Origin of the sequence: Acinetobacter sp. F9 (assembly GCF_019195275.1) — a bacterium.
GTDB classification, from domain to species: Bacteria; Pseudomonadota; Gammaproteobacteria; order Pseudomonadales; family Moraxellaceae; genus Acinetobacter; species Acinetobacter pseudolwoffii.
Genome location: NZ_CP078068.1, coordinates 1,828,971 through 1,853,058, shown reverse-complemented (window position 1 = coordinate 1,853,058; position 24,088 = coordinate 1,828,971). Strand labels below are relative to the sequence as shown.

General features: G+C 45.7%; 19 protein-coding genes. 14 read left to right on the top strand and 5 right to left on the bottom strand.

Annotated elements, in window-relative coordinates:
• Positions 1-4 precede the first annotated feature (4 nt).
• Together KT990_RS08855 and zupT are read left to right on the top strand one after the other, a co-directional pair.
• Entirely contained in the window at positions 5-115 is a 111-nt protein-coding gene (locus KT990_RS08855; protein WP_005173576.1) for a methionine/alanine import family NSS transporter small subunit, read from the top strand.
• Between the two features lie 90 nt (positions 116-205).
• A complete protein-coding gene (zupT, locus tag KT990_RS08850; RefSeq protein ID WP_074383769.1) occupies positions 206-1,015 on the top strand; it encodes a zinc transporter ZupT in 810 nt (269 codons plus the stop codon).
• Between the two features lie 71 nt (positions 1,016-1,086).
• Here the strand turns inward: zupT and rsmB are convergent, their stop codons facing one another.
• Positions 1,087-2,394: a 16S rRNA (cytosine(967)-C(5))-methyltransferase RsmB gene (rsmB, locus tag KT990_RS08845; RefSeq protein WP_100355465.1), complete on the bottom strand. Its 1,308-nt coding sequence runs from the start codon at positions 2,392-2,394 to the stop codon at positions 1,087-1,089.
• Positions 2,391-3,353: a methionyl-tRNA formyltransferase gene (gene fmt / locus KT990_RS08840; protein ID WP_100355464.1), complete on the bottom strand. Its 963-nt coding sequence runs from the start codon at positions 3,351-3,353 to the stop codon at positions 2,391-2,393. The genes rsmB and fmt overlap by 4 nt, the downstream gene beginning before the upstream one ends.
• Before the next feature lie 408 nt (positions 3,354-3,761).
• On the opposite strand from fmt, the gene ilvD (KT990_RS08835) reads away from it, so the two are divergent.
• From ilvD (KT990_RS08835) to KT990_RS08815, 5 genes are all read left to right on the top strand, one after another.
• Positions 3,762-5,591 carry a dihydroxy-acid dehydratase gene (gene ilvD, locus KT990_RS08835; RefSeq protein WP_218208666.1) on the top strand — a complete coding sequence of 610 codons (1,830 nt, stop codon included), beginning with the start codon at positions 3,762-3,764 and terminating at the stop codon, positions 5,589-5,591.
• Between the two features lie 575 nt (positions 5,592-6,166).
• Positions 6,167-7,852 (top strand): dihydroxy-acid dehydratase, encoded by a 1,686-nt coding sequence (ilvD, locus tag KT990_RS08830; RefSeq protein WP_074383765.1) that lies wholly within the window; start codon positions 6,167-6,169, stop codon positions 7,850-7,852.
• Between the two features lie 177 nt (positions 7,853-8,029).
• Complete coding sequence (locus tag KT990_RS08825; RefSeq protein ID WP_218208665.1) at positions 8,030-9,325, top strand: RNA-guided endonuclease InsQ/TnpB family protein; 1,296 nt, start codon at positions 8,030-8,032, stop codon at positions 9,323-9,325.
• A 178-nt stretch (positions 9,326-9,503) separates the two neighbouring features.
• Entirely contained in the window at positions 9,504-10,826 is a 1,323-nt protein-coding gene (locus KT990_RS08820) for a hypothetical protein (RefSeq protein ID WP_218209381.1), read from the top strand.
• Positions 10,807-11,094 (top strand): chorismate mutase, encoded by a 288-nt coding sequence (locus KT990_RS08815; protein WP_005173592.1) that lies wholly within the window; start codon positions 10,807-10,809, stop codon positions 11,092-11,094. The genes KT990_RS08820 and KT990_RS08815 overlap by 20 nt, the downstream gene beginning before the upstream one ends.
• A 122-nt stretch (positions 11,095-11,216) precedes the next feature.
• Here the strand turns inward: KT990_RS08815 and KT990_RS08810 are convergent, their stop codons facing one another.
• The 3 genes from KT990_RS08810 to KT990_RS08800 form a co-directional block, all read right to left on the bottom strand.
• Positions 11,217-12,512, bottom strand: coding sequence for a solute carrier family 23 protein (locus KT990_RS08810; protein ID WP_218208664.1), 1,296 nt, complete (start codon positions 12,510-12,512; stop codon positions 11,217-11,219).
• Between the two features lie 306 nt (positions 12,513-12,818).
• Positions 12,819-15,503, bottom strand: coding sequence for a phosphoenolpyruvate carboxylase (ppc, locus tag KT990_RS08805; protein WP_005173594.1), 2,685 nt, complete (start codon positions 15,501-15,503; stop codon positions 12,819-12,821).
• Between the two features lie 161 nt (positions 15,504-15,664).
• Positions 15,665-16,288 (bottom strand): TetR/AcrR family transcriptional regulator, encoded by a 624-nt coding sequence (locus KT990_RS08800; protein ID WP_218208663.1) that lies wholly within the window; start codon positions 16,286-16,288, stop codon positions 15,665-15,667.
• A gap of 148 nt (positions 16,289-16,436) precedes the next feature.
• On the opposite strand from KT990_RS08800, the gene KT990_RS08795 reads away from it, so the two are divergent.
• The 7 genes from KT990_RS08795 (at position 16,437) to KT990_RS08765 (ending at position 23,842) form a co-directional block, all read left to right on the top strand.
• Complete coding sequence (locus KT990_RS08795) at positions 16,437-17,540, top strand: efflux RND transporter periplasmic adaptor subunit (protein ID WP_218208662.1); 1,104 nt, start codon at positions 16,437-16,439, stop codon at positions 17,538-17,540.
• A gap of 2 nt (positions 17,541-17,542) precedes the next feature.
• A complete protein-coding gene (locus KT990_RS08790; RefSeq protein WP_218208661.1) occupies positions 17,543-20,680 on the top strand; it encodes an efflux RND transporter permease subunit in 3,138 nt (1,045 codons plus the stop codon).
• A 131-nt stretch (positions 20,681-20,811) separates the two neighbouring features.
• A complete protein-coding gene (locus tag KT990_RS08785) occupies positions 20,812-21,189 on the top strand; it encodes a hypothetical protein (protein WP_218208660.1) in 378 nt (125 codons plus the stop codon).
• 104 nt (positions 21,190-21,293) lie between these two features.
• Positions 21,294-22,412 (top strand): molecular chaperone DnaJ, encoded by a 1,119-nt coding sequence (gene dnaJ / locus KT990_RS08780; RefSeq protein WP_005104999.1) that lies wholly within the window; start codon positions 21,294-21,296, stop codon positions 22,410-22,412.
• Positions 22,413-23,019: 607 nt separating this feature from the next.
• Positions 23,020-23,235 (top strand): cold-shock protein, encoded by a 216-nt coding sequence (locus tag KT990_RS08775; protein WP_004280856.1) that lies wholly within the window; start codon positions 23,020-23,022, stop codon positions 23,233-23,235.
• A 111-nt stretch (positions 23,236-23,346) separates the two neighbouring features.
• Positions 23,347-23,574, top strand: a complete 228-nt coding sequence (locus tag KT990_RS08770; protein ID WP_004647679.1) for a hypothetical protein — start codon at positions 23,347-23,349, stop codon at positions 23,572-23,574.
• A gap of 70 nt (positions 23,575-23,644) precedes the next feature.
• Entirely contained in the window at positions 23,645-23,842 is a 198-nt protein-coding gene (locus KT990_RS08765; protein ID WP_004728908.1) for a hypothetical protein, read from the top strand.
• The last annotated feature ends 246 nt before the right edge of the window (positions 23,843-24,088 follow it).

The window sequence follows — 24,088 nt, the reverse complement described above, 5'->3', positions numbered from 1 at the left end:
GACTATGAATACATCTGCACTGGTGATGATGATCATCTCTATCGTTTTATTGTGGGGTGGTCTGGTACTGTCCGTGATTCATCTGGCAAAAAATCCGGAAGAACCAGAAGACTAAAAATCTTCACATAAACCTACTGTTTTACTGTAAACGAAAGTCATTATCATCTATGGTGATAATGACTTTTTTAATGGCTGACGATTTGGCATGATTTCCGTTTCAGATGGACAAGTCTATACAGCCTTTGCCGTGACCTTCTTCGCTGGGCTTGCCACCGTGTTGGGTGGGGGACTGATACTCTTCTTAAAAAAACCCAATTTCCGTCTGCTGGCCTTTGGTCTGGCCTTTGCCGCGGGCGCCATGATCTATGTCTCTTTAACCGAAATTCTAAATAAATCGATTGCCTCCTTTAGTCTGGCTTTTGATGAAAAAACCGGTTTTGCCTTTGGCACCTTTGCATTTTTGTTGGGCGTGATTCTGGTGTTATTGCTGGATCATTTTGTGCCGAATCCGCATGAAACTGTTGAAACGCATGCCAGTGAGGGCGTCAGTTCACCGCAACTATTGCGTACCGGTATGCTGACTTTATTCGCCATTAGCGCACATAACCTGCCAGAAGGTCTGGCGACCTTTTTTGCCACGCTGGAAAGTCCTGCCTTGGGTGCGCCTTTGGCGGTGGCAATTGCGATTCATAATATCCCGGAAGGTGTGGCAATTGCCTTGCCAGTGTATATGGCGACCGGACGCAAAGATTATGCGCTCTGGGCCAGTCTGGTGTCGGGACTGGCTGAACCTTTGGGTGCCGCCTTGGGTTACTTTATTCTGGCACCTTATATGAGCGATACAGTATATGGTCTGGTTTTTGGTTTAATTGGCGGGGTGATGGTCTATCTGGCACTCGATGAGTTATTGCCGACTGCAAAACGTTATTCCGAAGGGCATGAAACGGTATATGGACTGGTGAGCGGTATGGCTGCGTTGGCCAGCAGTCTGGTGATCTTTAAGTTTATTCAGTAAGTCCTGTTGCCATCCGGCAACTCCATAAAAAAAGCAGCCTAAGCTGCTTTTTTTGATTGTAAACTAATGATTTATGCGGTCTTTTCAATATGGCAATAGAAGAAACCGTCGCCTTGATCGGCTGTTGGTAACAACTGACGACCGTGAATCTGTTCGATGCCCCAATCGGCTTCAATCTTGATTTCTTTGGCATCGCTATGCTGGGCAAAGAACTCGACCATCTGCTGTTCATTTTCCGCTTTTAGAATCGAACAGGTGATGTACAGCAAGCTGCCGCCAACTTTCAGCTGCTGCCACATATTTTCCAGAATCTGCTTTTGCAGCGCGACGGTTTGCGGAATATCTGTGGAATGACGCAGCAAGCGAATATCCGGATGACGACGAATCACACCAATCGCAGAACATGGCGCATCCAGTACGATACAGTCGACTGGTTCAGGCGCTGTCCAGTTGATGGCATCGGCTGCAATAATTTCAACTTCGGCATATTCTGTTAACAGTAGGCGTTCCAGATTTTCTGCCACACGCACTAAACGTTTGGCGTCCTGATCAATTGCATACAGCTTTTTCGGGCTGTATTTTTCCAGAATATGCGCAGTTTTCCCACCCGGCGCGGCGCAGGCATCGACTACGACCTTGCCTTCAAGATCAGGCACTAAAGTTGCGCAAAGCTGTGCGTGTTCATCCTGAACCGAGAAACCGCCGGCTTCATAGCCTGGCAGGTTCGGAATATGCACGTTTTGTTCCAGCACAATGCCGACTTCAGACAGGGTACAGGCGCGTGCCTCATAACCTTCTTCTTCCAGAATTTCCAGATATTCATCACGGCTGACCTGATTGACATTGACACGCAAGGTCAACGGCGCAATCTGTTTTAACTCATGCGACAGTTCAGCCAGCTGTTCCGGCCAGTCTTTCTTTAAACGCTTAAATAACCAGCTTGGCAGGCCATGCGCCTGATTTAAAGCCAGATCAAATTCTTCTGTTTCACGTGAAACACGACGCAGCACCGCATTGACCAGACCACTTAAAGGTTCGAATCCCAGTTGTTTGGCTGCTGTCACCGTTTCTGAAATCGCAGCATGCGCCGGAATACGGGTACATAGAATCTGGTATAAACCTAAATATAAGCAGCTTTCCAAGGCCTGATTATCGAGAGGTTTGGTTAACAGTGGCAGGGTAATGGCTTTCAGGCCATGCCATTGACGTAAACAGCCTAAGGTTAACTCGTGATACAAGCCACGGTCACGTTCAGACACAATATTGATATGTTGATTGAGTACAGAAGCAAGTGATTGGCCGTTTTGTACAGCCAATAGCGTTTTGACAACTTGCGCGCGCAAATTCAAGTTTTTAGCTGATGATTGAATTTGGCTCATGCGAATTTATATCCTAGCGATAGTTTTTGAGTTTGATTAATTTGAACAGCATTCAGGGCTTTGCCACCTGGCCATTGCAGATTGGTGATGCAAATGGCGTTCTGATCACCACACATCACATGTACGCCGTCTTTATCTAGGGCAATCACTTCACCAGGCAGAGCAGTGCTTGCGTTGTGCGTAGAAAGTGATGAGTTCCAGATGCGTAAATTGTTGCTGTCATCCAGCGGGGTAAAGGCTACTGGCCAAGGATTAAAAGCGCGGATATTACGGTCAATCTCTGCCGCAGCTTGTGTCCAGTCAATTTGCGCTTCTGCTTTAGACAGTTTATGTGCATAGACCGTCAGGCTGTCATCTTGCACTTCACGCTGTGCTAAATAGTGCTGCAAGGTCTGTTCCGATTCTAAAACCTTTAGCGTCGCTTCAGCGCCCTGTAGCGCCAGTTTGTCATGCAGACTGGCAGAGGTATCTTCGGCGGTAATTGGACAGATGGTTTTGTACATCATGTCCCCGGTATCCAGACCAGCCGCCATTTTCATAATGGTCACACCGGTCTCGGCATCGCCAGTGGCAATCGCGCGCTGAATCGGGGCTGCACCGCGCCAGCGTGGCAACAGGGAACCATGAATATTCAGGCAACCATATTTTGGTGTATCCAGAACCACTTGTGGCAGGATCAGGCCATAGGCCGCCACCACCATCACATCTGCATTTAAGGCTTTGAGTTCTGCTTGCGCTGCCAGACCTTCTTCAGTCGAAGATTTGAAATGAAGCGGTTGGTAGACTGGAATATTGTGTTCAAGCGCCAACTGCTTGACCGCAGATGCCGTGAGTTTTTGTCCGCGTCCGGCCTTGCGGTCAGGCTGGGTATACACCGCCACAATTTCATGCTCGGTTTTGAGCAGCGCAGCCAATGCAGTCGCTGCAAATTCTGGTGTGCCTGCAAATATGATCTTCACACATGAAATTCCAAATAAACTTAAAGCGTATTATAAGCCAAAAGCCAAATTTCAGCCTAATCGTTGCAAAAACTTATTGGATAAGACCGGTGAGTGCTTGAATTTCAGTAGAATTTTTATATAAAAAAAACTCATGCAAATTGTAAAAATTATTCATGAAAGTTTTGTATTGTCCTGATGATGATGACGGTATAGTAGATTTCATCAAGAAATTTTTATCGTCAGATCATTACGACCTCTCTATAGACATTTTTGCCTGCATCTACAACCAAAGGGTCATCTTGTAAAACAAGGGCTTGTAGTATGATAGGTGTAAAATTTAACTGATTTAAGCTTATTGTCAGTATGATTTAGCCAGAGTGGATCTGTCCGGTTCATTTCAAGCTCAAACTTTGTTGGAAATATAAAATGCCTGACTATCGTTCAAAAACATCGACACACGGAAGAAATATGGCTGGCGCACGCGGTTTATGGCGTGCTACCGGAATGAAAGATGAAGATTTCGGTAAGCCGATTATTGCGGTGGTGAACTCGTTCACCCAGTTTGTACCGGGTCATGTGCATCTCAAAGACCTGGGTCAACTGGTGGCACGTCAAATTGAAGCGTCAGGCGGTGTGGCAAAAGAATTCAATACCATTGCAGTCGATGACGGCATCGCGATGGGTCATGACGGCATGCTGTATTCATTGCCTTCGCGTGACCTGATTGCAGACTCGGTCGAGTACATGGTCAATGCGCATTGCGCCGATGCCATGGTGTGTATCTCAAACTGTGACAAAATTACCCCGGGCATGTTGATGGCTGCGATGCGTCTGAACATTCCCGTGGTATTTGTCTCTGGTGGCCCGATGGAAGCGGGTAAAGTCCAAATCCGTGGTAATGAACAGGCGATTGACCTTGTTGATGCGATGATCGTGGCTGCAGATGACAACTATACTGACGAAGAAGTCAAAGCCTATGAACGTTCTGCATGTCCAACCTGTGGTTCATGTTCAGGAATGTTCACGGCGAATTCCATGAACTGCTTAACCGAAGCGCTTGGTTTATCTTTACCGGGTAATGGCTCTACGCTGGCAACGCATGCCAACCGTAAAAAATTATTCGAGCGTGCAGGCCAGTTGATTGTGGAAATCACCAAGCGTCATTATGAGCAAAATGATTACAGCGTGTTGCCACGTAATGTTGCGACCAAAGCATCGTATGAAAATGCCATGATTTTGGACATCGCGATGGGTGGTTCAACCAACACCGTTCTTCACTTGTTGGCAGCTGCTCACGAAGCAGAAGTAGACTTCACCATGGACGATATCGACCGTTTATCTCGTAAAGTGCCTGTACTGTGTAAAGTGGCACCTGCGGTTAAAAATGTTCACATGGAAGATATTCACCGTGCCGGCGGCATTATGTCAATCCTCGGTGAATTAGACCGTGGCGGCTTACTCGATACCTCTGTACCTACCGTACATGAAGCGACCTTAAAAGATGCTTTAGACAAGTGGGATATTATCCGTACTGAAAATGAAGAGGTGTATAACTTCTTCAAATCGGCGCCGGGCGGTGTACCAACACAAACTGCATTCTCACAAGATCGTTACTACACCCGTTTAGATGGTGACCGTGAAAATGGTGTGATTCGTAATGTTGAACATGCCTTCTCGCAAGATGGTGGTTTAGCCGTCCTTTATGGCAACATCGCACTGGATGGTTGTATCGTCAAAACAGCAGGCGTGGACGACTCCATCTTAAAATTCAATGGCACAGCACGTGTCTTTGAGAGCCAGGATTCTGCTGTAGACGCGATTTTAGGTGGCAAAATTACCGCAGGTGATGTGGTGGTGATCCGTTACGAAGGTCCACGTGGTGGTCCGGGTATGCAAGAAATGCTGTATCCAACCAGTTACTTAAAATCGAAAGGCTTAGGTAAGGATTGTGCGCTTGTCACCGATGGTCGTTTCTCTGGTGGTTCATCAGGTCTTTCCATTGGTCACGTTTCTCCAGAAGCAGCTGAAGGCGGTGCGATTGGTTTGGTTGAAGATGGTGACCGTATCGAAATTGATATTCCAAATCGTAGCATTCATTTAGCGGTTGAAGATTCGGTGATGGCTGAACGCCGTGCAGCGCAAGAAGCCAAAGGCTGGAAACCCGCTGAAGAGCGTCCGCGTAAAATTTCAAAAGCATTGAAAGCCTATGCAATGCATACCACTAGTGCGGCGAAAGGTGCGGTACGTGATATCTAAGCTGTAATCTTATAGTACAGAAAAGCACCTCTAGATGAGGTGCTTTTTTTATACAAGAAACTATTTTTAGACTTTCCAAATTTTGCCCAGTGGAGCGCGACAGGAAGCCGCACGTTTGCCCGTATGGCAGGGATGCCATATCGGGCAAACAAAGGGGCTTTCTTGCGGAGCTGTGTTCCTCATTTTGCCCAGTCAAAAGTAAAAAGTGCCTACGAGATAGCATTAAAAATTACTCAGGTAATTTGAGGCTGTATGGTAAAAAAATCGAAGATCCACTTAAAATCAAAGCGTTAATAACTTTAAAAGTTCTGATGATCTTTGTGCAGGCAGAATCTTACTTTTGACGGCGCAAAAGTAACAAAACGCTCTTGTTCCGCTAACTTTACTTCCCTGTAGAGTAGCGAAACGGCGACATCCATGTCGCTTGATCATGTGATTAAAATTTTTTAAGTATTCATCAAAATGTTTTTCTATAGGGTAATTTCTTTTACATGCCGAATGCTTTCTATACAATGGTCTTAAAATAAATTGCTGAAACTGAAGTTTCAAATCAGTCGACGCCCAGGAAGAAAATAATGAGTAAAGATAATATCCGCGAGCATTCAGCCCCCGTTTATGAAGGCATTGAAAATGCACCAGCCCGTTCCATGATGCGTGCCACAGGTTTTCAAGATGCTGATTTTGAACGTCCATTTATTGGTATTGCCTCGACCTGGGCCAATGTCACGCCTTGTAATATGCATATTGATGGTCTGGCCAGAACTGTAGAGCAGGGCGTGAGTGCGGCAGGCGGCAAGGGGATTATCTTTAATACCATTACCATTTCAGATGGTATTTCCAATGGCACGGAAGGCATGAAATATTCACTGCTGTCACGGGAAGTGATCGCAGACTCGATTGAAACGGTCGTGGGCTGTCAGGCTTATGATGGGGTGATCGCCATTGGTGGCTGTGATAAAAATATGCCCGGCTGCATTATGGGGTTAGCCCGTTTAAACCGTCCGGGTCTGTTTATTTATGGCGGCACCATCAAACCAGGCGAAGGCCATACCGACATGATTTCGGTATTTGAAGCGGTCGGTCAATATGCCAAAGGTGAAATTAACGCGATTCAGGTCAAGCATATTGAAGAAGTGTCTTTGCCAGGTCCGGGTTCGTGTGGCGGTATGTACACGGCCAACTCGATGGCCTCTGCGATTGAAGCTTTAGGTATGAGCCTGCCGGGCTCTTCGGCACAGGAAGCGGTATCGGAAGACAAGCAAATTGACTGTGCCCGGGCCGGTGAAGCGGTGATGAACCTGTTGCGACTGGATATTAAGCCGCGCGACATCATGACCAAAGCCGCCTTTGAAAACTCGATTAAAGTCTTGATTGCGCTGGGTGGTTCGACCAATGGTGTACTGCATCTTTTAGCCATGGCACATACAGCAGGAGTGGAATTGAGTCTGGATGATTTCGTGCGGATTGGTAAAGATATTCCGGTGGTGGCCGACGTGCGTCCATCAGGTAAATATCTGATGTCAGAACTGATTGCGATTGGTGGAATTCAACCACTGATGAAGCGCATGCTGGATGCCGGCATGCTGGATGGCTCATGTCTGACGGTCACAGGTAAGACGCTGGCAGAAAATCTGGCCGATGTGCAGGACTATCCGGAAGGCCAGCAGATTATTCTGCCTTTTGATGCGCCAGTGAAAAAAGACTCACATCTGGTGATTCTAAAAGGCAATCTGTCACCGAAGGGCGCGGTCGCCAAAATTACCGGTAAGGAAGGACTGCATTTTGCTGGCCCGGCTCGCGTGTTTGAAGGTGAGCAGGGTGCCATGCGCGGTATTCTGGATGGCGAAGTCCAGCCGGGTGAAGTGGTGGTGATTCGTGGCGTTGGTCCCAAAGGTGGCCCGGGAATGCCAGAAATGCTGAAACCGACCTCTGCGATTATCGGGAAGGGCTTAGGCGCTTCAGTTGCCCTGATTACCGATGGACGCTTCTCGGGTGGCAGTCACGGTTTTGTGATTGGTCATGTCACCCCCGAAGCTTATGATGGCGGCCCGATTGGTCTGGTACAAAATGGCGACCAGATTTCAATTAATGCGGAAACCCGGGAAATGACCTGGCATGTGGATGAGCCGGAGATTGCAGCACGTCAAGCAGCTTGGATCAAACCAAAACCGAACTATACCCATGGAGCACTGGCCAAATTCGCCAAACTGACCTCAGGTGCAGAAACCGGGGCGGTCACTGACTTGAATCTTGACCTCTAATCCATTGTTAAACATTGAACATTTGTTTATCTTAATCGGGCGTAAGACCCTCACCGACAGTCAGGTGGGGGATACAAGCGAGTGGCGATAGCCATATTAAAGATAATGTTTTCTTGGTTTTATTGCTTATTTTTGCTATAATTCAAACACTACAATTCTTTTATAAACAATGATTTAATGAAGATTTTACAACACTACAAGTTTAGGCTTCTGCCTAACCAAGAACAGGAAATATTGCTTAATCAAGCAATAGGTTCTGCTCGTTTTGTGTGGAATCAAATTCTCGCTAAATCATTTGAAATGTTTGCTAAAGATGAATATATTCGTTACGAAAGCATTGAAAAAAAATTAGTACCCCTTAAAAAAACACCTGAATTTTCTTTTCTTGGTCAAACATATTCAGCTTGCTTACAGCAAAAAATACGTGATCTTGCTCAAGCATGGGGTAAGTTTTACAACAAAAAAGAACAAGCTCGTTTAAAGCAAAACAAGCGGAAACCACGTAAACCCAATTTTTTTAAATTGGCTGATGGTGGTGAGATTCAGCTTAGACCACTCATGCCAAGATTCAAGAAGAAATCAGATGGTGAGCAATCTTTTAGACTTCCATTTGCAGATTGTGAGGTTATTGGTGATCGAGTTTCTTTGCCTAAAAAAACAGGTTGGATAAGATTTAAAAAATCACAAGAAATTGTTGGTAAAATCACAAGTATTACAATTAAGAAAATTTGTGGGCTTTGGTATGTTTCATTTTGTACTAACCGTGAAATCGAACAACCAATTCATCCATCAAAATCTGCAATTGGTGTTGATCTTGGCATTAAGAAATTAATTACAATATCAACAGGTCAGGTATTTGACCCAATCAATAGTTTTAAAGCCAATCAAGTAAAGTTGGCTAGGCTTCAACGTAAGTTGAGAAAGAAAACCGAATTTAGTCAAAATTGGAAAAAACTTAATTTAAAGATCAATAAATTACATCATCATATTGCCAATATTCGGCATGACTACTTGCACAAAGTCACGACAACTCTCAGCAAAAACCACGCAATGATCGTAGTTGAGGACTTAAAAGTAGCCAATATGTCGAAGTCAGCCAAAGGCTCAATCGAAGAAAAAGGAAAGAATGTTAAAGCTAAATCAGGCTTGAACAAATCAATCCTAGATCAAGGTTGGTCAATGCTTGTCAATATGTTGGAGTATAAGCAACAATGGCGAGGTGGTTTACTCGTTAAGATTGACCCTAGATATACAAGTCAGACTTGTAGTTCATGCGGTCATGTTGCAAAAGAAAATAGACCTACTCAGGCTAAGTTTGAGTGTGTTAGTTGTGGTTTTAGCGAGAATGCAGATATTAACGCTTCTCGTAACATTTTAGCGGTGGGACATACCGTTTTGTCTGTCGAGGGAAGATGCGGTAAAGATCGCCCTGTGAAGCAGAAAGCAAGTGAAATCCGTGAGGAAGTCACCTAAGAGCTTTTGCTTTTAGAATCCCCCACTTGAGCTAGTCGAAAGTGGCGGGAGTATGTCAAGACTTGATATAAGTTTTTACACCATGCAGGGCTTTGGCTCTGCGATCTTAAAAATAGATTATTCTGTACAGATTCAATTTTTTGAACTGCACACCGTCATCTTTGTCGAGGCCGAACTCATGTCCCTGTTACGCCGTTGGTTTGATCCAATCCGATCGAGTTGGTTTTACCAGAAACCAATCCGTCAAACGGTGTTATCTATTCAAGATGGGCTGAGTATCCATTTAAGACTGGATGATGTGTACAGCTATCTGGCGGTACAGCAGCTGACCCAGCTCGAAGAAATTTTAAGTCCAGAACTCAAGCCGCTGAAAGTGATCATTTCCAGTGCGCATGCCGAAGCGCCGAACCAGATGTCTTTTGATGAATGGCAGCACTACACGATTAATGATGCAAAAATCTTGTCAAAACAGCATCGTTTCAGTTTTCATGATACGCCGGAATTACCGAGCGCTGAGGCCTTAAAACAGGCTGAACTGATTTTGCGGCATACACCTCTGCGTGGACAAGATTTCCTGTATTTGCTGGAAGATGTTTTCCATATGCTCTGGCAAAAACAGACCGGAAAATTACGAACCCTTTATGCCATGGCCAGTCGTCATCATCAGCCACAGGACTTTTCCGAACGTATTTTTGATCAGACCCCGATTCTGGCCAGCTATTTTAATTTAGGCGGTCGCCAGTATCAGGCAGTCGATGACCTGTTGCGTCTGACCCGGCGTCTGGAGCAGCAAAAACTGCTGACCGGTAATCCGATTTTTATGATCGATCACATTGAATGGCGTGAGCATCTGATCAGTGATGCTGAAGAGCTGAACGAGATCCAGTCGATGGATCCGGAACTGGACTTGTATCTCGCGCTGGAAGATCCGATTTCCTGGCTGCTCCTAGCTTACATCAAGGAAGAACTGGCGGATTATTATAATATCCAGCTGAATGTTTATCCCTTGTCCTATCGTGGCCGGGATGAGTTTGACTGGAGTCTGGCCACACGTTTATCCAAACGGACTGACGTAGAATTTACCCCGTTCTGCCGACCGACCGAGCAGGCGATCGCGCCAATGGCACAGTTATTTTATAGCTGTCCCGAGGAGCAGCGGATTGAGGCGATGTACCAGATCTTGCAGGCCGTCTGGACCCGTGGTGAAGACCTGTCTTATGCACCCCATTTCAAGCATTTGCAGCAACAGTTAAATATTGTAGATCTGACCCAGGACGATATTCTGGCCAAGCTGCAGGACAATGATATGCTGTGTGAAATGAAGTCGCAGCCGAATTTTCCGGTACTGGAACTGCGCATAGATGATCAAAGTTATACATTTAATAGCTTATATCGGGTCTGGATGATTGAAAGTATTTTCAGTAATGTGTTAGAAGAAAAGTATAAGAGTAATAATCAAACTGAAAGTGAACTGAAAAAACATGGAAAAGATCAAAGCTGAATCATTAGAACATGCACGTCAACAGATCGATGCCATTGATACAGCTTTAGTTGAGCTGATCGCTGCGCGTCAATTTTATGTTGATCAAACCACCCGTTTTAAAAAAACTGAAACCGATTTACAGTCACCGGAACGTATGGAACAGATTGTAGAACATGTCAGAGCACTGGCGCAGCAGCAGGGCGTCGATCAGGAATTTATTGAACATCTGTATCGTGAAATGTTTCATTATTTCATTCAACGTGAATTGAAAGAGTTTCGCCCTTAACCAGACTTGTGCTTTAACAGAAGCCTTGCGGGGCTTCTTTTCATTTCTTTCATCGCAAAGTTGCAAAATATAAAGATAAAAAAAGCAGCCTAAGGGCTGCTATAAATTTTCAATTTTTACGGTTATTTTTTATCTGCCAGACTAAAGAACCAGTTCAGGATCAGTGCGGCAAAAGTCGCCGTACCAATACCACCCAGATTGAAGCTGCCAAACGTCAGGGCAAAATCACCGGTACCTAAAATAATGGTCACCGCAGCCACCATCAGGTTTTTGTTTTGTGAGAAATCAACCTTGTTCTCAATCCAGATTTTGGCACCGGCAATGGTAATCAAACCAAAGACCACAATCGAAGCACCAGTCAGAATCGCGGTGGGAATGGTATGAATCACCGCCCCAAACTTGGGTGATAAACCCAGGAAGATCGCAAAGACACCAGCCACTGCAAAAATGATGGTCGAGTAAACCCGTGTCACGGCCATTACACCAATGTTTTCACCATAGGTGGTCATACCCGGCGCACCCACACCACCGGCTAAAGTGGTTGCAACACCATCTGCTACAAAGGCTTTACCAATATGCGGATCCAGGTTTTCACCGGTCATCGCACCTACGGCTTTAATATGGCCCAGATTTTCAGCCACCAGAATCAAGGCAATCGGCGCAATGATCAACATGGCATTCAATTCAAAGGTCGGTGCATGGAAAGTCGGTAAACCGAACCAGGCCGCTTGCTGAATGGGAAGGAAGTTGATTGCAGTGCCATAACCCATGACATTACTAAGTACGAAGTAAATCAGATAAGCCAATAACAGGCCGACCAATAACAGCAGGCGCTGTAATAAGCCGCGGGTGAATACGGCAATTGAACCCATGCACAGCACAGTGACCAGGGACATCCACATATTGAAGGTATTGCCCATCACGCTTTTCACCGTGACTGGGGCAAGGTTCAGGCCAATGATCATCACCACGGCACCGGTCACTACCGGTGGCATCAGCTTTTCTATCCAGCGGGTGCCCGTCGCCATGACCAGAAAGCCCATCAGCGCATAGAAGATGCCACATGCGATAATCCCGCCTGCTGCAACGCCAATATTCGGATTCAGTCCGCCACCACCCGCATAACCAGTTGCTGCGATGACCACACCAATAAAGGCAAAGCTTGAACCTAGATAACTTGGAACCCGGCCACCGGTGATTAAAAAGAACAGAATAGTACAGATCCCTGACATTAAAATCGCCAGGTTAGGATCAAAGCCCATTAAAAAAGGTGCCAGTACAGTCGCGCCAAACATGGCAAAGGCATGTTGTACACCCAAAACGACCGTTTGTGCGGGTGGCAAATACTCTGCGGTACCTACTGGGCGTGCATCGATGCTGCCCTCATAAGGGCGCCATTTGGGAAACCAACTGGACATAAAATGAGCACTCAAAAGATAAATTGTGCACATCATACTCCGGTTTTTTGGAAGTTTTAATCACTCCTTTCAACTTTTTGTTCAAGTTAATTCATTGACTTTTATTTATTTTTTATCAATTGGTAAATATTTTTAATATAAAAGTAGCGTTAAATCAGTGGATTAATCATATAGCTATGCTTAAAATTCACTCATAAAGATTTGTTATTTTAGTTATAAAAAATACGATGCAGTGAGTGGTTTTGGCCAATTCATGTACAAAAAAAGCACATCACCAGGATGTGCTTTGAATGCGAGGGCGAAAAATCAGCCGGTATTACGTAAACCGGCTGCAATGCCGGCAATGCTGACCATTAAGGCATGATCGACCGGGGTATTTTCAGCTTGCTGCTGTTGCAGATAGAGACGGCGACGTTTCATCAGCTCGGCTTGCAGCAAATGTAGTGGCAACAAATACGGTTTACGGACTTTCATGGATTGATCCAGGACGCCGTTGCTGCTGAGCAATTTGGATTCACCCTTTAACGTCAGTAAGGTCTGTACAGCATCTTGCAAACGCTGGCGCAGCTCTGTGCCGAGTACTTTGAGATCTTCATCTTGGGTCAGATGTGATTCATAGTACAAGGCCACATGTGCATCGGCTTTGGATAGCACCATTTCCAGCATATCAATCAGGGTCTGAAAATATGGCCACTCTGCCAGCATCTCATCGAGTACCGCCCGTTGCCCCTGATCCAGTACTTTATTCAGCGCGGCACCGGTACCCAGCCAGGCAGGTAACATCAGACGAATCTGGGTCCAGGCAAATACCCACGGAATCGCACGCAAGGACTCAATCCCGCCACTGACTTTACGTTTCGCCGGCCGTGACCCCAGCGGCAGCATTTGCAGTTCAAGTTCAGGAGTGACAGTGCGCAGGTATTTGACAAAATGCGGGTTTTCCCGCACGGTCTGGCGATAGACCTGAACCGAGAGTTCGGTCATTTGATGCATCAAGTCGCGCCATTCCTGTTTCGGCTCGGGTGGCGGGAGCAAGGTTGCTTCTAAGGTCGCAGCAGTATAAATTTCCAGATTCTGCAGGGCAATTTCTTCCAGTCCGAATTTAAAGCGGATCATTTCGCCCTGTTCAGTCACCCGAATCGTGCCTGAAATCGACCCCGGTGGCTGTGAGAACAAGGCTTGCTGGGTTGGCGCACCGCCACGGCTGATCGAACCGCCACGGCCATGAAACAGGGTCAGCTGAACGCCATGTTGCTGGGCAATCGTCGTCAGTTCTTCCTGGGCACGGTACTGCGCCCAGTTGGCCGACATAAAACCGGCGTCCTTGGCTGAATCCGAATAGCCAATCATCACTTCATGCTTGCCCTGAATATGCTGTTTATACCAATGCATATTGAACAGGGTCGACATGGTCTCGGCTGCACCGTCCAGATCTTTGAGGGTTTCAAACAGCGGTACCACTCGTAAGGCGTGCTTGATACCCGCTTCTTTTTGTAGAAGCAATACCGCCAGCACATCACTTGGATATTCCGCCATGGAAATAATATAGGCACCCAGAGACTCACTTGGCTGTTCTGCCAGGGTGCGCATGGTGGCAAAGACTTCCTGTACATCCGGATGCTGAATCAGACTGCCGGCTGGTTCATTCAGATGTTTTGGGAGCAAGGGACGTTTGCTTTGCAATTCTTGCAGTAAAAAGTTTTGACGTGCCTGTTCGGTCCAGGTGTCAAAATTTCCCAGCCCTAAATATTCAGTAATCGCCGAGATTGCCTGACGGTGACGACCTGATTCCTGACGAATATCCAGTTTCAGTAACTCAATCCCAAAGCTGTTGACCCGGTAAATAAAGTCCAGCAGGCTACCATTGGCAATTTCGGCCAGATTGCAGTGCATTAATGAGCGATAGCAGGTCAATAGTGGCTGTAATAGCTCATCTTTACTTTTAATGACTAAACTATCATCGGCATCATTGCCCTTTAATTTTTCTGCCAGCCAGTGTCGGGTCGCTTTCAGGCGGCTACGGGTATCACGTAAATATTCACGATAGGGTTCCGGATGATCCTGACCCAATGCCTCGGAGATTTCCGTACTACATTGCTGAATGGAGAGTTCCCAGCGCAGGTTCTCAATATCGCGTAAATACAGATCGGCAGCTTTCCAGCGTGACAGCCACAACACTTCTTGCGTCACATTGTGGGTGACATTCGGGTTGCCATCGCGGTCACCACCCATCCAGGAAGCAAAACGTACCGGTGCAATATCTAAGGGCAAGTTCTGGCCGCATTGTTGTTCGACCATGCCATTTAATTCCCGGATAAATTTCGGAACCGCATTCCACAAGGTCTGTTCAATGGTCGTAAAACCCCATTTGGCTTCATCGATCGGGGTCGGGCGATGCTGACGAATTTCATCGGTTTGCCAGGCCGAGCTAATCAGCTGTTTCAGATCTGCCAACACCGCCTGACGTTCACGCGGCGTGAGTTTCTGCTGGTCGAATTTGGACAGGGCATTATTGATACCATCATATTTTTGGATCAGGGTGCGGCGGCTGACTTCTGTCGGATGCGCGGTCAGTACCAGTTCAATTTTTAATTCACAAATTTGCTGGTATAGCGTGTCGGCAGAAATCTCCTGCTGTTTAAATTTTTCAAATAACGGTACCAGAGGATTAGGGGATTCTGCCGTGTCATCGAATTCGCTTTGGCGACGACGACGCACCACATGATATTGTTCGGCAATATTGGCAAAGTTCAAAAAATGGGTAAAGGCACGGGTTAGAGGCAGGATTTCCGCATCTTCCAGACTCAAAAATAATTGTTCTAGCTGTTTTTCTGCTTCGACCTGTCCATCACGTGCGCCTTTAGATAAAGCACGAATCTGCTCAATCTGATTAAACAAATCCTGCCCCGCATGTAATTTTAAGGTTTCCCCCAGCAAATTACCCAGTAAGCGTACGTCTTCGCGTAGTGGTGCATCAATTTGTTGAATCATTTTTATATTCCCTTAAATGCTTGCTTTGACTATACCGCGACTGTAGGACAATCCAAGTCCTTTACAGACAAAAGTTGCAGATATTTTGCAGATATTTTGCGGATTTTTTAGCAAATTTTAGCCAGTATCCTGTCGCCAGCACTCAACCGATCAGAAGGGATTTAGCCAGATATTCCGTATTTCAGCATAAACAGCTCAATCGCCTGACTAATGATCTGCTGCTGTTCTGTACTGGAGGGCGGAGCTGTAAGTCCGAGCAGGATTTTCTGATGACGTATTCCGGTCAATAGGGACACGATCAGTTCGGTCTGTTTCTCGGGGCGATCGACCTGAATAAACTGGTAGTGCTGCGCCAGCGCAAAGAAATCATGCCAGACCGCCTCCAGTTTGGCATGCGAGGCCTGATAAAACTGCTCTGCCAGCGGGCTTTGCTGCGAGGCCAGCTCCATGAGTAATAGGTCCAGTTTGATGGCTTCAGGCAGGCTAATAATATTCAAAGCGCGTAAACAGGCCCGATAAAATTCCTGAGCAAAGTCACTGCTTGGCTGCAAGACCTGCGGATGCTCATGCAGAATGGCTTCACAGGTATCTTCAATGGCACAGCTGAACAGCGTCGCCTTGTCCTGAAAATGGTTATAGACCGTCAGTTTGCTCACCCCTGCTTCACGGGCAATCTGGTTCATGCTGGAGGCATGATAACCATGCGCTAAAAATAGCGCTTTGGCCGCGCTCAGGATGCGTTGGCGTTTCTCCAGATCTTTCGGTCGTCCTACAGGTATTTGCACAATTTCTTCCAAAAAAAGTCAACTTGGTCATTGCTTTGAGGGTTCTGTTGTAATTAGTGTACCGGGTGGTATATTAATTAAAAAATAAGCAATTCAATATATCAGTATAGTTTGCCCGAAAAAAGATGATCAGATAAGAGCGAATAAGATGAGCAGGATTTACAGCGTGTTGGCTGGCATGATGATGCTTTGCAGTGTGACCTTAAATGGATGCAGTAAAGATACAATCGCCGCAGAACAGGAAATTCCCTTTGTCATGGTGACCACACCGAGCACTTCACAGCATGAACTGAAAAGTTATGCCGGCGATGTGCAGGCGCGTCAGCAAACAGCACTGGCCTTTCGGGTAGCGGGACAGGTGACCCAGCGCTTCGTTGATGTCGGGGACCAAGTCAAAGTCGGACAGGTGCTGGCCACACTGGATGTAAAAGATGCCCAGTTGCAGCTGAATGCGGCACGTGCCCAGCTGGAAAACGCGCAGTCTGCCAGTAAAATTGCTCAGGATGAACTACAGCGTTTCAAGCAGCTGTTACCGGTCAATGCCGTGAGTCGCTCGCAATATGATGCCATCGATAATCAATATAAAGCTGCACAGTCGAGTCTGAAACAGGCGCAATCCAATTATGATACTGCCAAAAACCAGACCACTTATAACCAGCTGATTGCCACTAAAAATGGCGTGATCACGGCACGCAATATCGAAACGGGTCAGGTGGTCGCAGCCGGGCAAGCGGCATATGAGTTAGCCATTTCCGGTGAGCGTGAAGTGGTGATTGGCGTGCCGGAACAGGCCATTTCAGAGGTCAAGGTCGGACAGCCTGCCACGGTGACTTTATGGTCCAAACCTGAAGAAAAATTTAGTGCCTTTGTCCGTGAAATATCACCAGCTGCGGATCAGTCCCGTACCTTCCGGGTCAAAGTCTCACTGCGCGAAGGCAATGCTCAGATCCAGCTCGGACAAAGTGCCCGGGTGTTTTTTCAGCACAGCCGGGACAATAGGCTCAGTGTACCGCTGTCCAGTGTCTCAGCCACAGATCAACAAGCCTATGTGATGCTGGTCAAGCCGGATCATACTGTACACAAAGTCCCGGTGACTTTAGGGGCTTATGGTCGCGATAGCGTACCGGTACTCAGTGGCCTGAAAGCGGAAGATTATGTGGTGATTGGCGGCGTACATTTGCTGCGTGACCAGCAAAAAATCAATCCGATTAATCGTGAAAACCGTCCTGTGACCGTTCAGGCAGGGAGTTAAATATGAACTTTAACCTGTCGGAATGGGCCTTAAAGAATAAGGGCCTAGTACTGTATTTTATGATCCTGCTCGGTCTGATTGGCATCGTGTCCTATTCCCAGCTGTCGCAAAGTGAAGATCCGCCTTTTACCTTTAAAGTGATGGTGATTCAGACCTACTGGCCGGGTGCCAGTGCCAAAGAAGTGTCCTTACAGGTCACGGATCGGATTGAAAAGGAACTGATGACCACGGGGCAGTATGACCGCATCATGGCCTATTCGCGTCCGGGTGAATCCATGGTGACCTTTATTGCTAAGGATTCTCTGGCTTCGAAAGATGTGGCCGATGTCTGGTATAACGTCCGCAAGAAAGTCAGCGATATCCGGCATGAATTGCCGCAAGGGGTACAAGGCCCATTCTTTAATGATGAATTCGGCGATACCTTTGGCAATATCTATGTGCTCAAAGGCAAAGACTTCGATTATGCGACCCTCAAGGAATACGCCGACCGTTTGCAGTTACAACTGCAACGGGTCAAAGATGTCGCCAAAGTCGATTTAATCGGCCTGCAAGACCAGAAAATCTGGATTGAGATTTCCAACACCAAAGCCATCCAGCTCGGAGTTCCAGTCAGCGCCATTCAGCAGGCTTTGCAGCAGCAAAATGCCATGACCCATGCCGGTTTTTTTGAAACCGGTTCAGACCGGATTCAGGTTCGGGTCAGCGGTGCCTTAAACAGTATTGAAGAATTACAGCAACTGCCACTTTTGATAAATGGCAAAACCATTCAGCTGGGAGATGTCGCTGAGATCTATCGCGGCTTTAGTGATCCGGCCCAACCCCGGATGCGTTTTATGGCTGAAAATGGCATTGGTATTGCCGTGTCCATGCGCAAAGGCGGCGATATTCTGGCACTGGGCAAACATCTGGAACAGGAATTTGCCCGTCTGCAAAAAACCTTGCCCCTCGGCATGGAGCTGCAAAAAGTCTCCGATCAGCCGGTGGCAGTCAAACGCAGTATTAACGAATTTATGAAAGTGTTGGCAGAAGCGGTAATTATCGTATTGCTGGTCAGTTTTTTCTCGCTCGGTTTCCGGACCGGTCTGGTGGTGGCATTTTCGATTCCGCTGGTGCTGGCCATGACCTTTGCCGGTATGCAGCTGTTTGATGTCGGACTGCATAAAATTTCCCTGGGGGCTCTGATTTTAGCCCTCGGTCTTTTGGTCGATGATGCCATTATCGCGATTGAAATGATGGCGATTAAAATGGAGCAGGGTTATAGCCGTTTGCAGGCGGCCGGGCATGCCTGGCGCACCACGGCTTTTCCGATGCTGACCGGGACCCTGATTACCGCTGCCGGTTTCCTGCCGATTGCCACTGCGGCCTCGAGTACCGGGGAATATACCCGTTCGATTTTCCAGGTGGTGACCATCGCATTGCTGGTGTCCTGGATTGCCGCGGTACTGTTTGTGCCATATTTAGGCGATAAACTTCTGCCGGATTTCAACAAAGATTTAATACAAAAAGCGCCGTGGTATCAGCGTCTCTGGGCACGTCTGCGCAAACAGCCAGAACCTCAGCCGGTTGTGCATCATGCCGGCGAACATTATGACCCTTATCAAACCCGGTTTTATCAGGGTTTTCGTCGTTGGGTCGATGCCTGTGTGACCTATCGTAAAACTGTCATTGTTGCCACGGTCGGAATTTTTATCCTGTCTATTTTAATGTTTAAGCTGGTGCCGCAGCAGTTTTTCCCGCCCTCGAACCGGGCTGAAATTCTGGTGGATCTCAAACTTGAAGAAGGTGCATCACTGAAAGCCACTGAAGCTGCAGTAAAAAAAGTCGAAGCCTTTTTATCGAAACAAGAGGGTATTGATAACTATGTGGCTTATGTCGGGATGGGATCGCCGCGTTTCTATTTACCGCTCGATCAGCAGTTGCCGCAAACCAGTTTTGCCCAGTTTGTAGTGCTGGCATCCTCTTTAGAGGATCGAAATGAAATCCGTAAATCCTTAAGTGATCAGATTCGAAAGTTATTGCCGGAAGTGCGTACCCGGGTGTCCTTGCTGGAAAATGGCCCACCTGTGGGTTATCCACTGCAGTTCAGGGTATCGGGTGAAGACCTAGGATTAGTCCGTGAATGGGCGCAGAAAGTTGCAGCCACCGTGGGAGAAAATCCGAATACCACCAATGTACATCTGGACTGGGGAGAGCCAAGCAAAGTCATCAAATTACAGATTGATCAGGATCGTGCCCGTCAGCTTGGGGTGAGCAGCAGTGAACTGGCCAATGTGCTGAACAGCTCGATTTTGGGGGCTGGTATTGATCAGTACCGTGAAAAACGTGAATTGATTGAAATCCGTTTACGTGGTGCTCAGGCTGAACGGGTAGAAGTAGCATCTTTAGCCAGTCTGGCTGTTCCGACCGCAACCGGTACATCGGTACCTTTGGCGCAGCTGGCCAAAATTGAATACAGCTTTGAAGAAGGTCTGATCTGGCATCGGAATCGTTTACCGACCATTACTGTGCGTGCCGATATTCGTAGCAAGTTGCAGCCCGCCACTGTGGTCAATGGACTCAAAGAGCCACTGGAAAAAATCCGGGCAGAGCTACCGAATGGCTATCTGCTGCAAGTGGGCGGCACAGTTGAGGAATCGGCTCGCGGACAGAACTCGGTCAATGCCGGCATGCCTTTATTCCTCGCAGTCGTCATGACCCTGCTGATGATTCAGCTCAAAAGCATCTCACGGGCCTTTATTGTGTTCCTGACTGCACCTTTGGGCATTATCGGAGTGGTGTTATTCCTGTTAATTTTCAATAAACCTTTCGGTTTTGTTGCGATGCTCGGAACGATTGCCTTATCGGGAATGATCATGCGCAATTCGCTGATTTTGATTGACCAGATTGAGCAGGATATTCAGGCAGGAGAGTCGCAGTGGGATGCCATCATCAATGCCACAGTACGCCGTTGTCGTCCGATCGTATTGACCGCACTGGCTGCAGTTCTGGCGATGATTCCCTTGTCCCGTAGTATTTTCTTCGGGCCAATGGCGGTAGCGATTATGGGTGGTTTGATTGTGGCAACATTATTGACCCTGTTTTTCCTGCCTGCACTATATGCACAGTGGTTTAAAGTGAAAAAAAGTTTAAATTCTGTTTAAATTTGTCATAATTTTAGGTGCGAAATTTGGAAATTTTCAATATAGTAGCACCTGAGATTTTTATAATTTAAAAAAATAAGTAATTGCTGCATTGGCCGAGCTGCCAATACGGTAACGAGGTTGAACCAAACATGACTCAAGATACATTAACCAAGATGCGACGTTCCGTAGCGATGGCTTATGTCTTCATGTTTTTGGCCTTATTTACCCTGTTTAGTGGACTATTGGCCTATTGGTTCGCACGTAAAGTCACCCAGATTGATTATGCCGAGATCTGGTTACAGGCACAGGCGCTGTGGATCATGCGTAATATCGTGATTTATACCATTTTGGCGATTTTCGCTGCGCTGTGGTTTATTCCACTATTTTTCTTTGCCTGGGACAGCCAGTTATGGGTCAAAGCCTGTGTGGTGACCGGGGTGATTTTCAGCTTTATTGCCTTTATTTTCCTGATCAATGCCTGGTTTAAAGGTATCTATAAATTCTCTCAAAATAAAGCTGTGTTCTAAAGCGTATAATTTTTTTCATATTTCCCCTTGTAAAACTCGGTTTGACCCCAATTTCAGACCTCAGTTGAATATTAAACAAAATTCCGTGAGGAGCATCGCCAGACATGGCTAAACGTGATTATTATGAGGTTTTGGGCGTCGCTAAAACCGCTAGTGATGATGAAATCAAAAAAGCCTACCGTAAGTTGGCGATGAAATATCATCCAGACCGTAACCCGGACAATGCTGAAGCTGAAGAGAAATTCAAAGAAGCAGCAGAAGCCTATGAAGTGCTCTCTGATGGTGAAAAGCGCAGCATGTACGACCGTATGGGCCATCAGGCCTTTGAAGGTGGCATGGGCGGCGGTGGCGGCTTCGGCGGTGGTTTCAGCGCAGAAGACATTTTCAGCCAGTTCGGTGATATTTTCGGTGGTGCTTTTGGTGGCGGCGGTGGTCGTGGCCAGCAACGCGCACGCCGTGGTTCTGACTTACGCTATGTGATGGAACTGACCCTGGAAGAAGCGGTCAAAGGCGTCAAGAAAACCATTACCTTTACTGCACCGGCACCATGTGATGCCTGTGATGGTAAAGGCTCAAAAAATCCAAATGATGTAGAAACCTGCCGTACCTGCCATGGTGCCGGTCAAGTGCGTATGCAGCAAGGTTTCTTCTCGGTGCAGCAAACTTGTAGTACCTGTCGCGGTCAGGGCAAGATCATCAAGAACCCATGTAATAAATGTCATGGTTCAGGTGTGTCGGATCGTCAGCAAACGCTGGAAGTTACTATTCCTGCGGGTGTGGATAATGGCGACCGCGTACGCTTGACCGGTAAAGGTGAAGCGATTCGTGATGGTCAGTCAGGTGATTTGTACGTCGAAGTGGTGGTGCGTGAGCACGAAATCTTCCAGCGTGATGGTGCTGACCTGTATATGGATGTGCCGGTTTCAATCGCCGATGCAGCGTTAGGTAAGGAGGTTCAGATTCCGACTCTAGACGGTCGAGTAAGCCTGAAAATTCCTGAAGGGACGCAAACGGGTAAACTGTTCCGCTTACGTGGCAAAGGTGTTAAACCGGTACGTACCAGCATGCAAGGTGATTTGCTGTGCCGTATTGTAGTGGAAACACCAGTTAATTTAAGTGCACGTCAACGTGAACTGTTAAAAGAACTGCAAGAAACCATGGATGGCGAAGATAGCAAATCCTCACCGAAGAAAAAATCATTCTTTGATCGCTTGTTTGATTAATTGAGTGAAAGTAAAAAAGGACGCTGAGGCGTCCTTTTTTATTATGTAGATAAGATACTCTAGATTAGAAGATGCTATTTATTGTTTGATAGGTATCGCTTAAACATAAAAACCGCCTAAAAAGCGGTTTCTGTTTTTATATTTGATTATCTAAATAGAAAGTATGAGTCCAAATTTGGAGGGTGATAGATATTTTGTAATTGAGAAAAAAGCATCATTCCCGAAATTAAAAAGGCCAATATTATTATTACAGAGCTATATAATCGCATTCATTACTTATCAAATTTACCAGTACAGCAGATTACTCTTATTTTGTTATCATGACAATGAAAGCTTAATCTTGTTGAAATCACTATAAATTTTTAAAATTTCATTTTTTAATAAATAAAATAAATATATATATAAGAAAACTTGATTAATTAAATTTTTCGTGTATAGTTAACTTAACTAGAAAAAAGTCTTGTTTCGGTAAATCTTCTTTAAGTATCGCAGTTTTAGTCATAATCCTTCGTTTTTTTCAGATTTTAAGTCTCATTCTTTATTATTTCAAAGTTATATTCAGTCAATAAATTGACTAAAAATTATTAAAAAATTAGTAGGATATATTATGTCAAACTCAAATGTTGTTAAAGGTACTGTAAAGTGGTTCAACGAAACTAAAGGTTTTGGTTTTATTCAACAAGAATCAGGTCCAGATGTTTTTGCTCATTTCAGCGAAATTGCGAGTTCAGGTTTTAAAACCTTAATGGAAGGCCAACTGGTTGAATTCAGTGTAGCTCAAGGTCAAAAAGGACCGAATGCTGTAAATATTGTTGCTATCTAAGCAAGAATAAACAGTAAAAAAAGCACTTAATAAGTGCTTTTTTTATCGTTCAAAATTTAATTTTAAGTTATTTTCCAAATTGGAAAAATCTTTAGAAAAACAGGATTCAAGTTGTTAAAAATAAATGATTTAATTGCAAAATCTAAAAATGGTACTGAAATTATTGTTTCATTAATTCCTCTCAATAAAATGCAAAATACACGTCAGGGTTTAAAAAGAATTGAAGTGGGTAAAAGAGTTCTTCTTTCATCTGGAGTTGAGGTAGATTTAAACTTAGATGGCCGTACATTCTATACTTCTCTAAATCAATTATTTAAGCTAAATCATAAAGTTATTTAAAGATAAAATTAAGAAACATCAAATTTTTAGTGGATATTTTGCCACTTTAACTATTATTAAAGGTATAGATATGCTTAAACAAAGTATCAGTGTAAAGGATCAGTTTGGGGCTCAACAGGCTATTCAAGCAACAGTCGATCATCATTTTTCTAAAACACAATCTCATTCCAATATAAAACATATCACTGTAGATGGTGAAGATATTCGTCCCAGTTTTGAAATGTGCTTTCAAAGTACCTTAAGTGGAAAAATTTTCAAAATCGTATAGATCATTCCTAAGTGACTTAGGTTCATCGCTTCAGTGAGAGATAAGCTGAGCTGAATTGAAAGACAATAAAAACTCTAGACGATCCTAATCTGCCCCCGAAGCTTGAATGTTCTTCATCTGATTTGAAAGCTGCTTTTTGAAGAGGGTTAGGTTCATGCGTGCTATTGATCCATATCCGACGACCTGGATGAGATCTAGCCCATAATTCCAAAGACCGGATTGAAACTCTTATCAATATCAGTGATT

What these genes read in the sequence shown, in the direction of transcription:
- KT990_RS08810 (WP_218208664.1), bottom strand. Translation starts at nt 12,512, where the DNA reads ATGTCCAGTTGGTTTCCCAAATGGCGCCCTTATGAGGGCAGCATCGAT.
- ilvD (WP_218208666.1), top strand. Translation starts at nt 3,762, where the DNA reads ATGCCTGACTATCGTTCAAAAACATCGACACACGGAAGAAATATGGCT.
- ppc (WP_005173594.1), bottom strand. Translation starts at nt 15,503, where the DNA reads ATGATTCAACAAATTGATGCACCACTACGCGAAGACGTACGCTTACTG.
- KT990_RS08795 (WP_218208662.1), top strand. Translation starts at nt 16,437, where the DNA reads ATGAGCAGGATTTACAGCGTGTTGGCTGGCATGATGATGCTTTGCAGT.
- KT990_RS08790 (WP_218208661.1), top strand. Translation starts at nt 17,543, where the DNA reads ATGAACTTTAACCTGTCGGAATGGGCCTTAAAGAATAAGGGCCTAGTA.
- rsmB (WP_100355465.1), bottom strand. Translation starts at nt 2,394, where the DNA reads ATGAGCCAAATTCAATCATCAGCTAAAAACTTGAATTTGCGCGCGCAA.
- KT990_RS08785 (WP_218208660.1), top strand. Translation starts at nt 20,812, where the DNA reads ATGACTCAAGATACATTAACCAAGATGCGACGTTCCGTAGCGATGGCT.
- KT990_RS08775 (WP_004280856.1), top strand. Translation starts at nt 23,020, where the DNA reads ATGTCAAACTCAAATGTTGTTAAAGGTACTGTAAAGTGGTTCAACGAA.
- KT990_RS08765 (WP_004728908.1), top strand. Translation starts at nt 23,645, where the DNA reads ATGCTTAAACAAAGTATCAGTGTAAAGGATCAGTTTGGGGCTCAACAG.
- KT990_RS08815 (WP_005173592.1), top strand. Translation starts at nt 10,807, where the DNA reads ATGGAAAAGATCAAAGCTGAATCATTAGAACATGCACGTCAACAGATC.
- KT990_RS08825 (WP_218208665.1), top strand. Translation starts at nt 8,030, where the DNA reads ATGAAGATTTTACAACACTACAAGTTTAGGCTTCTGCCTAACCAAGAA.
- KT990_RS08855 (WP_005173576.1), top strand. Translation starts at nt 5, where the DNA reads ATGAATACATCTGCACTGGTGATGATGATCATCTCTATCGTTTTATTG.
- dnaJ (WP_005104999.1), top strand. Translation starts at nt 21,294, where the DNA reads ATGGCTAAACGTGATTATTATGAGGTTTTGGGCGTCGCTAAAACCGCT.
- ilvD (WP_074383765.1), top strand. Translation starts at nt 6,167, where the DNA reads ATGAGTAAAGATAATATCCGCGAGCATTCAGCCCCCGTTTATGAAGGC.
- KT990_RS08820 (WP_218209381.1), top strand. Translation starts at nt 9,504, where the DNA reads ATGTCCCTGTTACGCCGTTGGTTTGATCCAATCCGATCGAGTTGGTTT.
- zupT (WP_074383769.1), top strand. Translation starts at nt 206, where the DNA reads ATGATTTCCGTTTCAGATGGACAAGTCTATACAGCCTTTGCCGTGACC.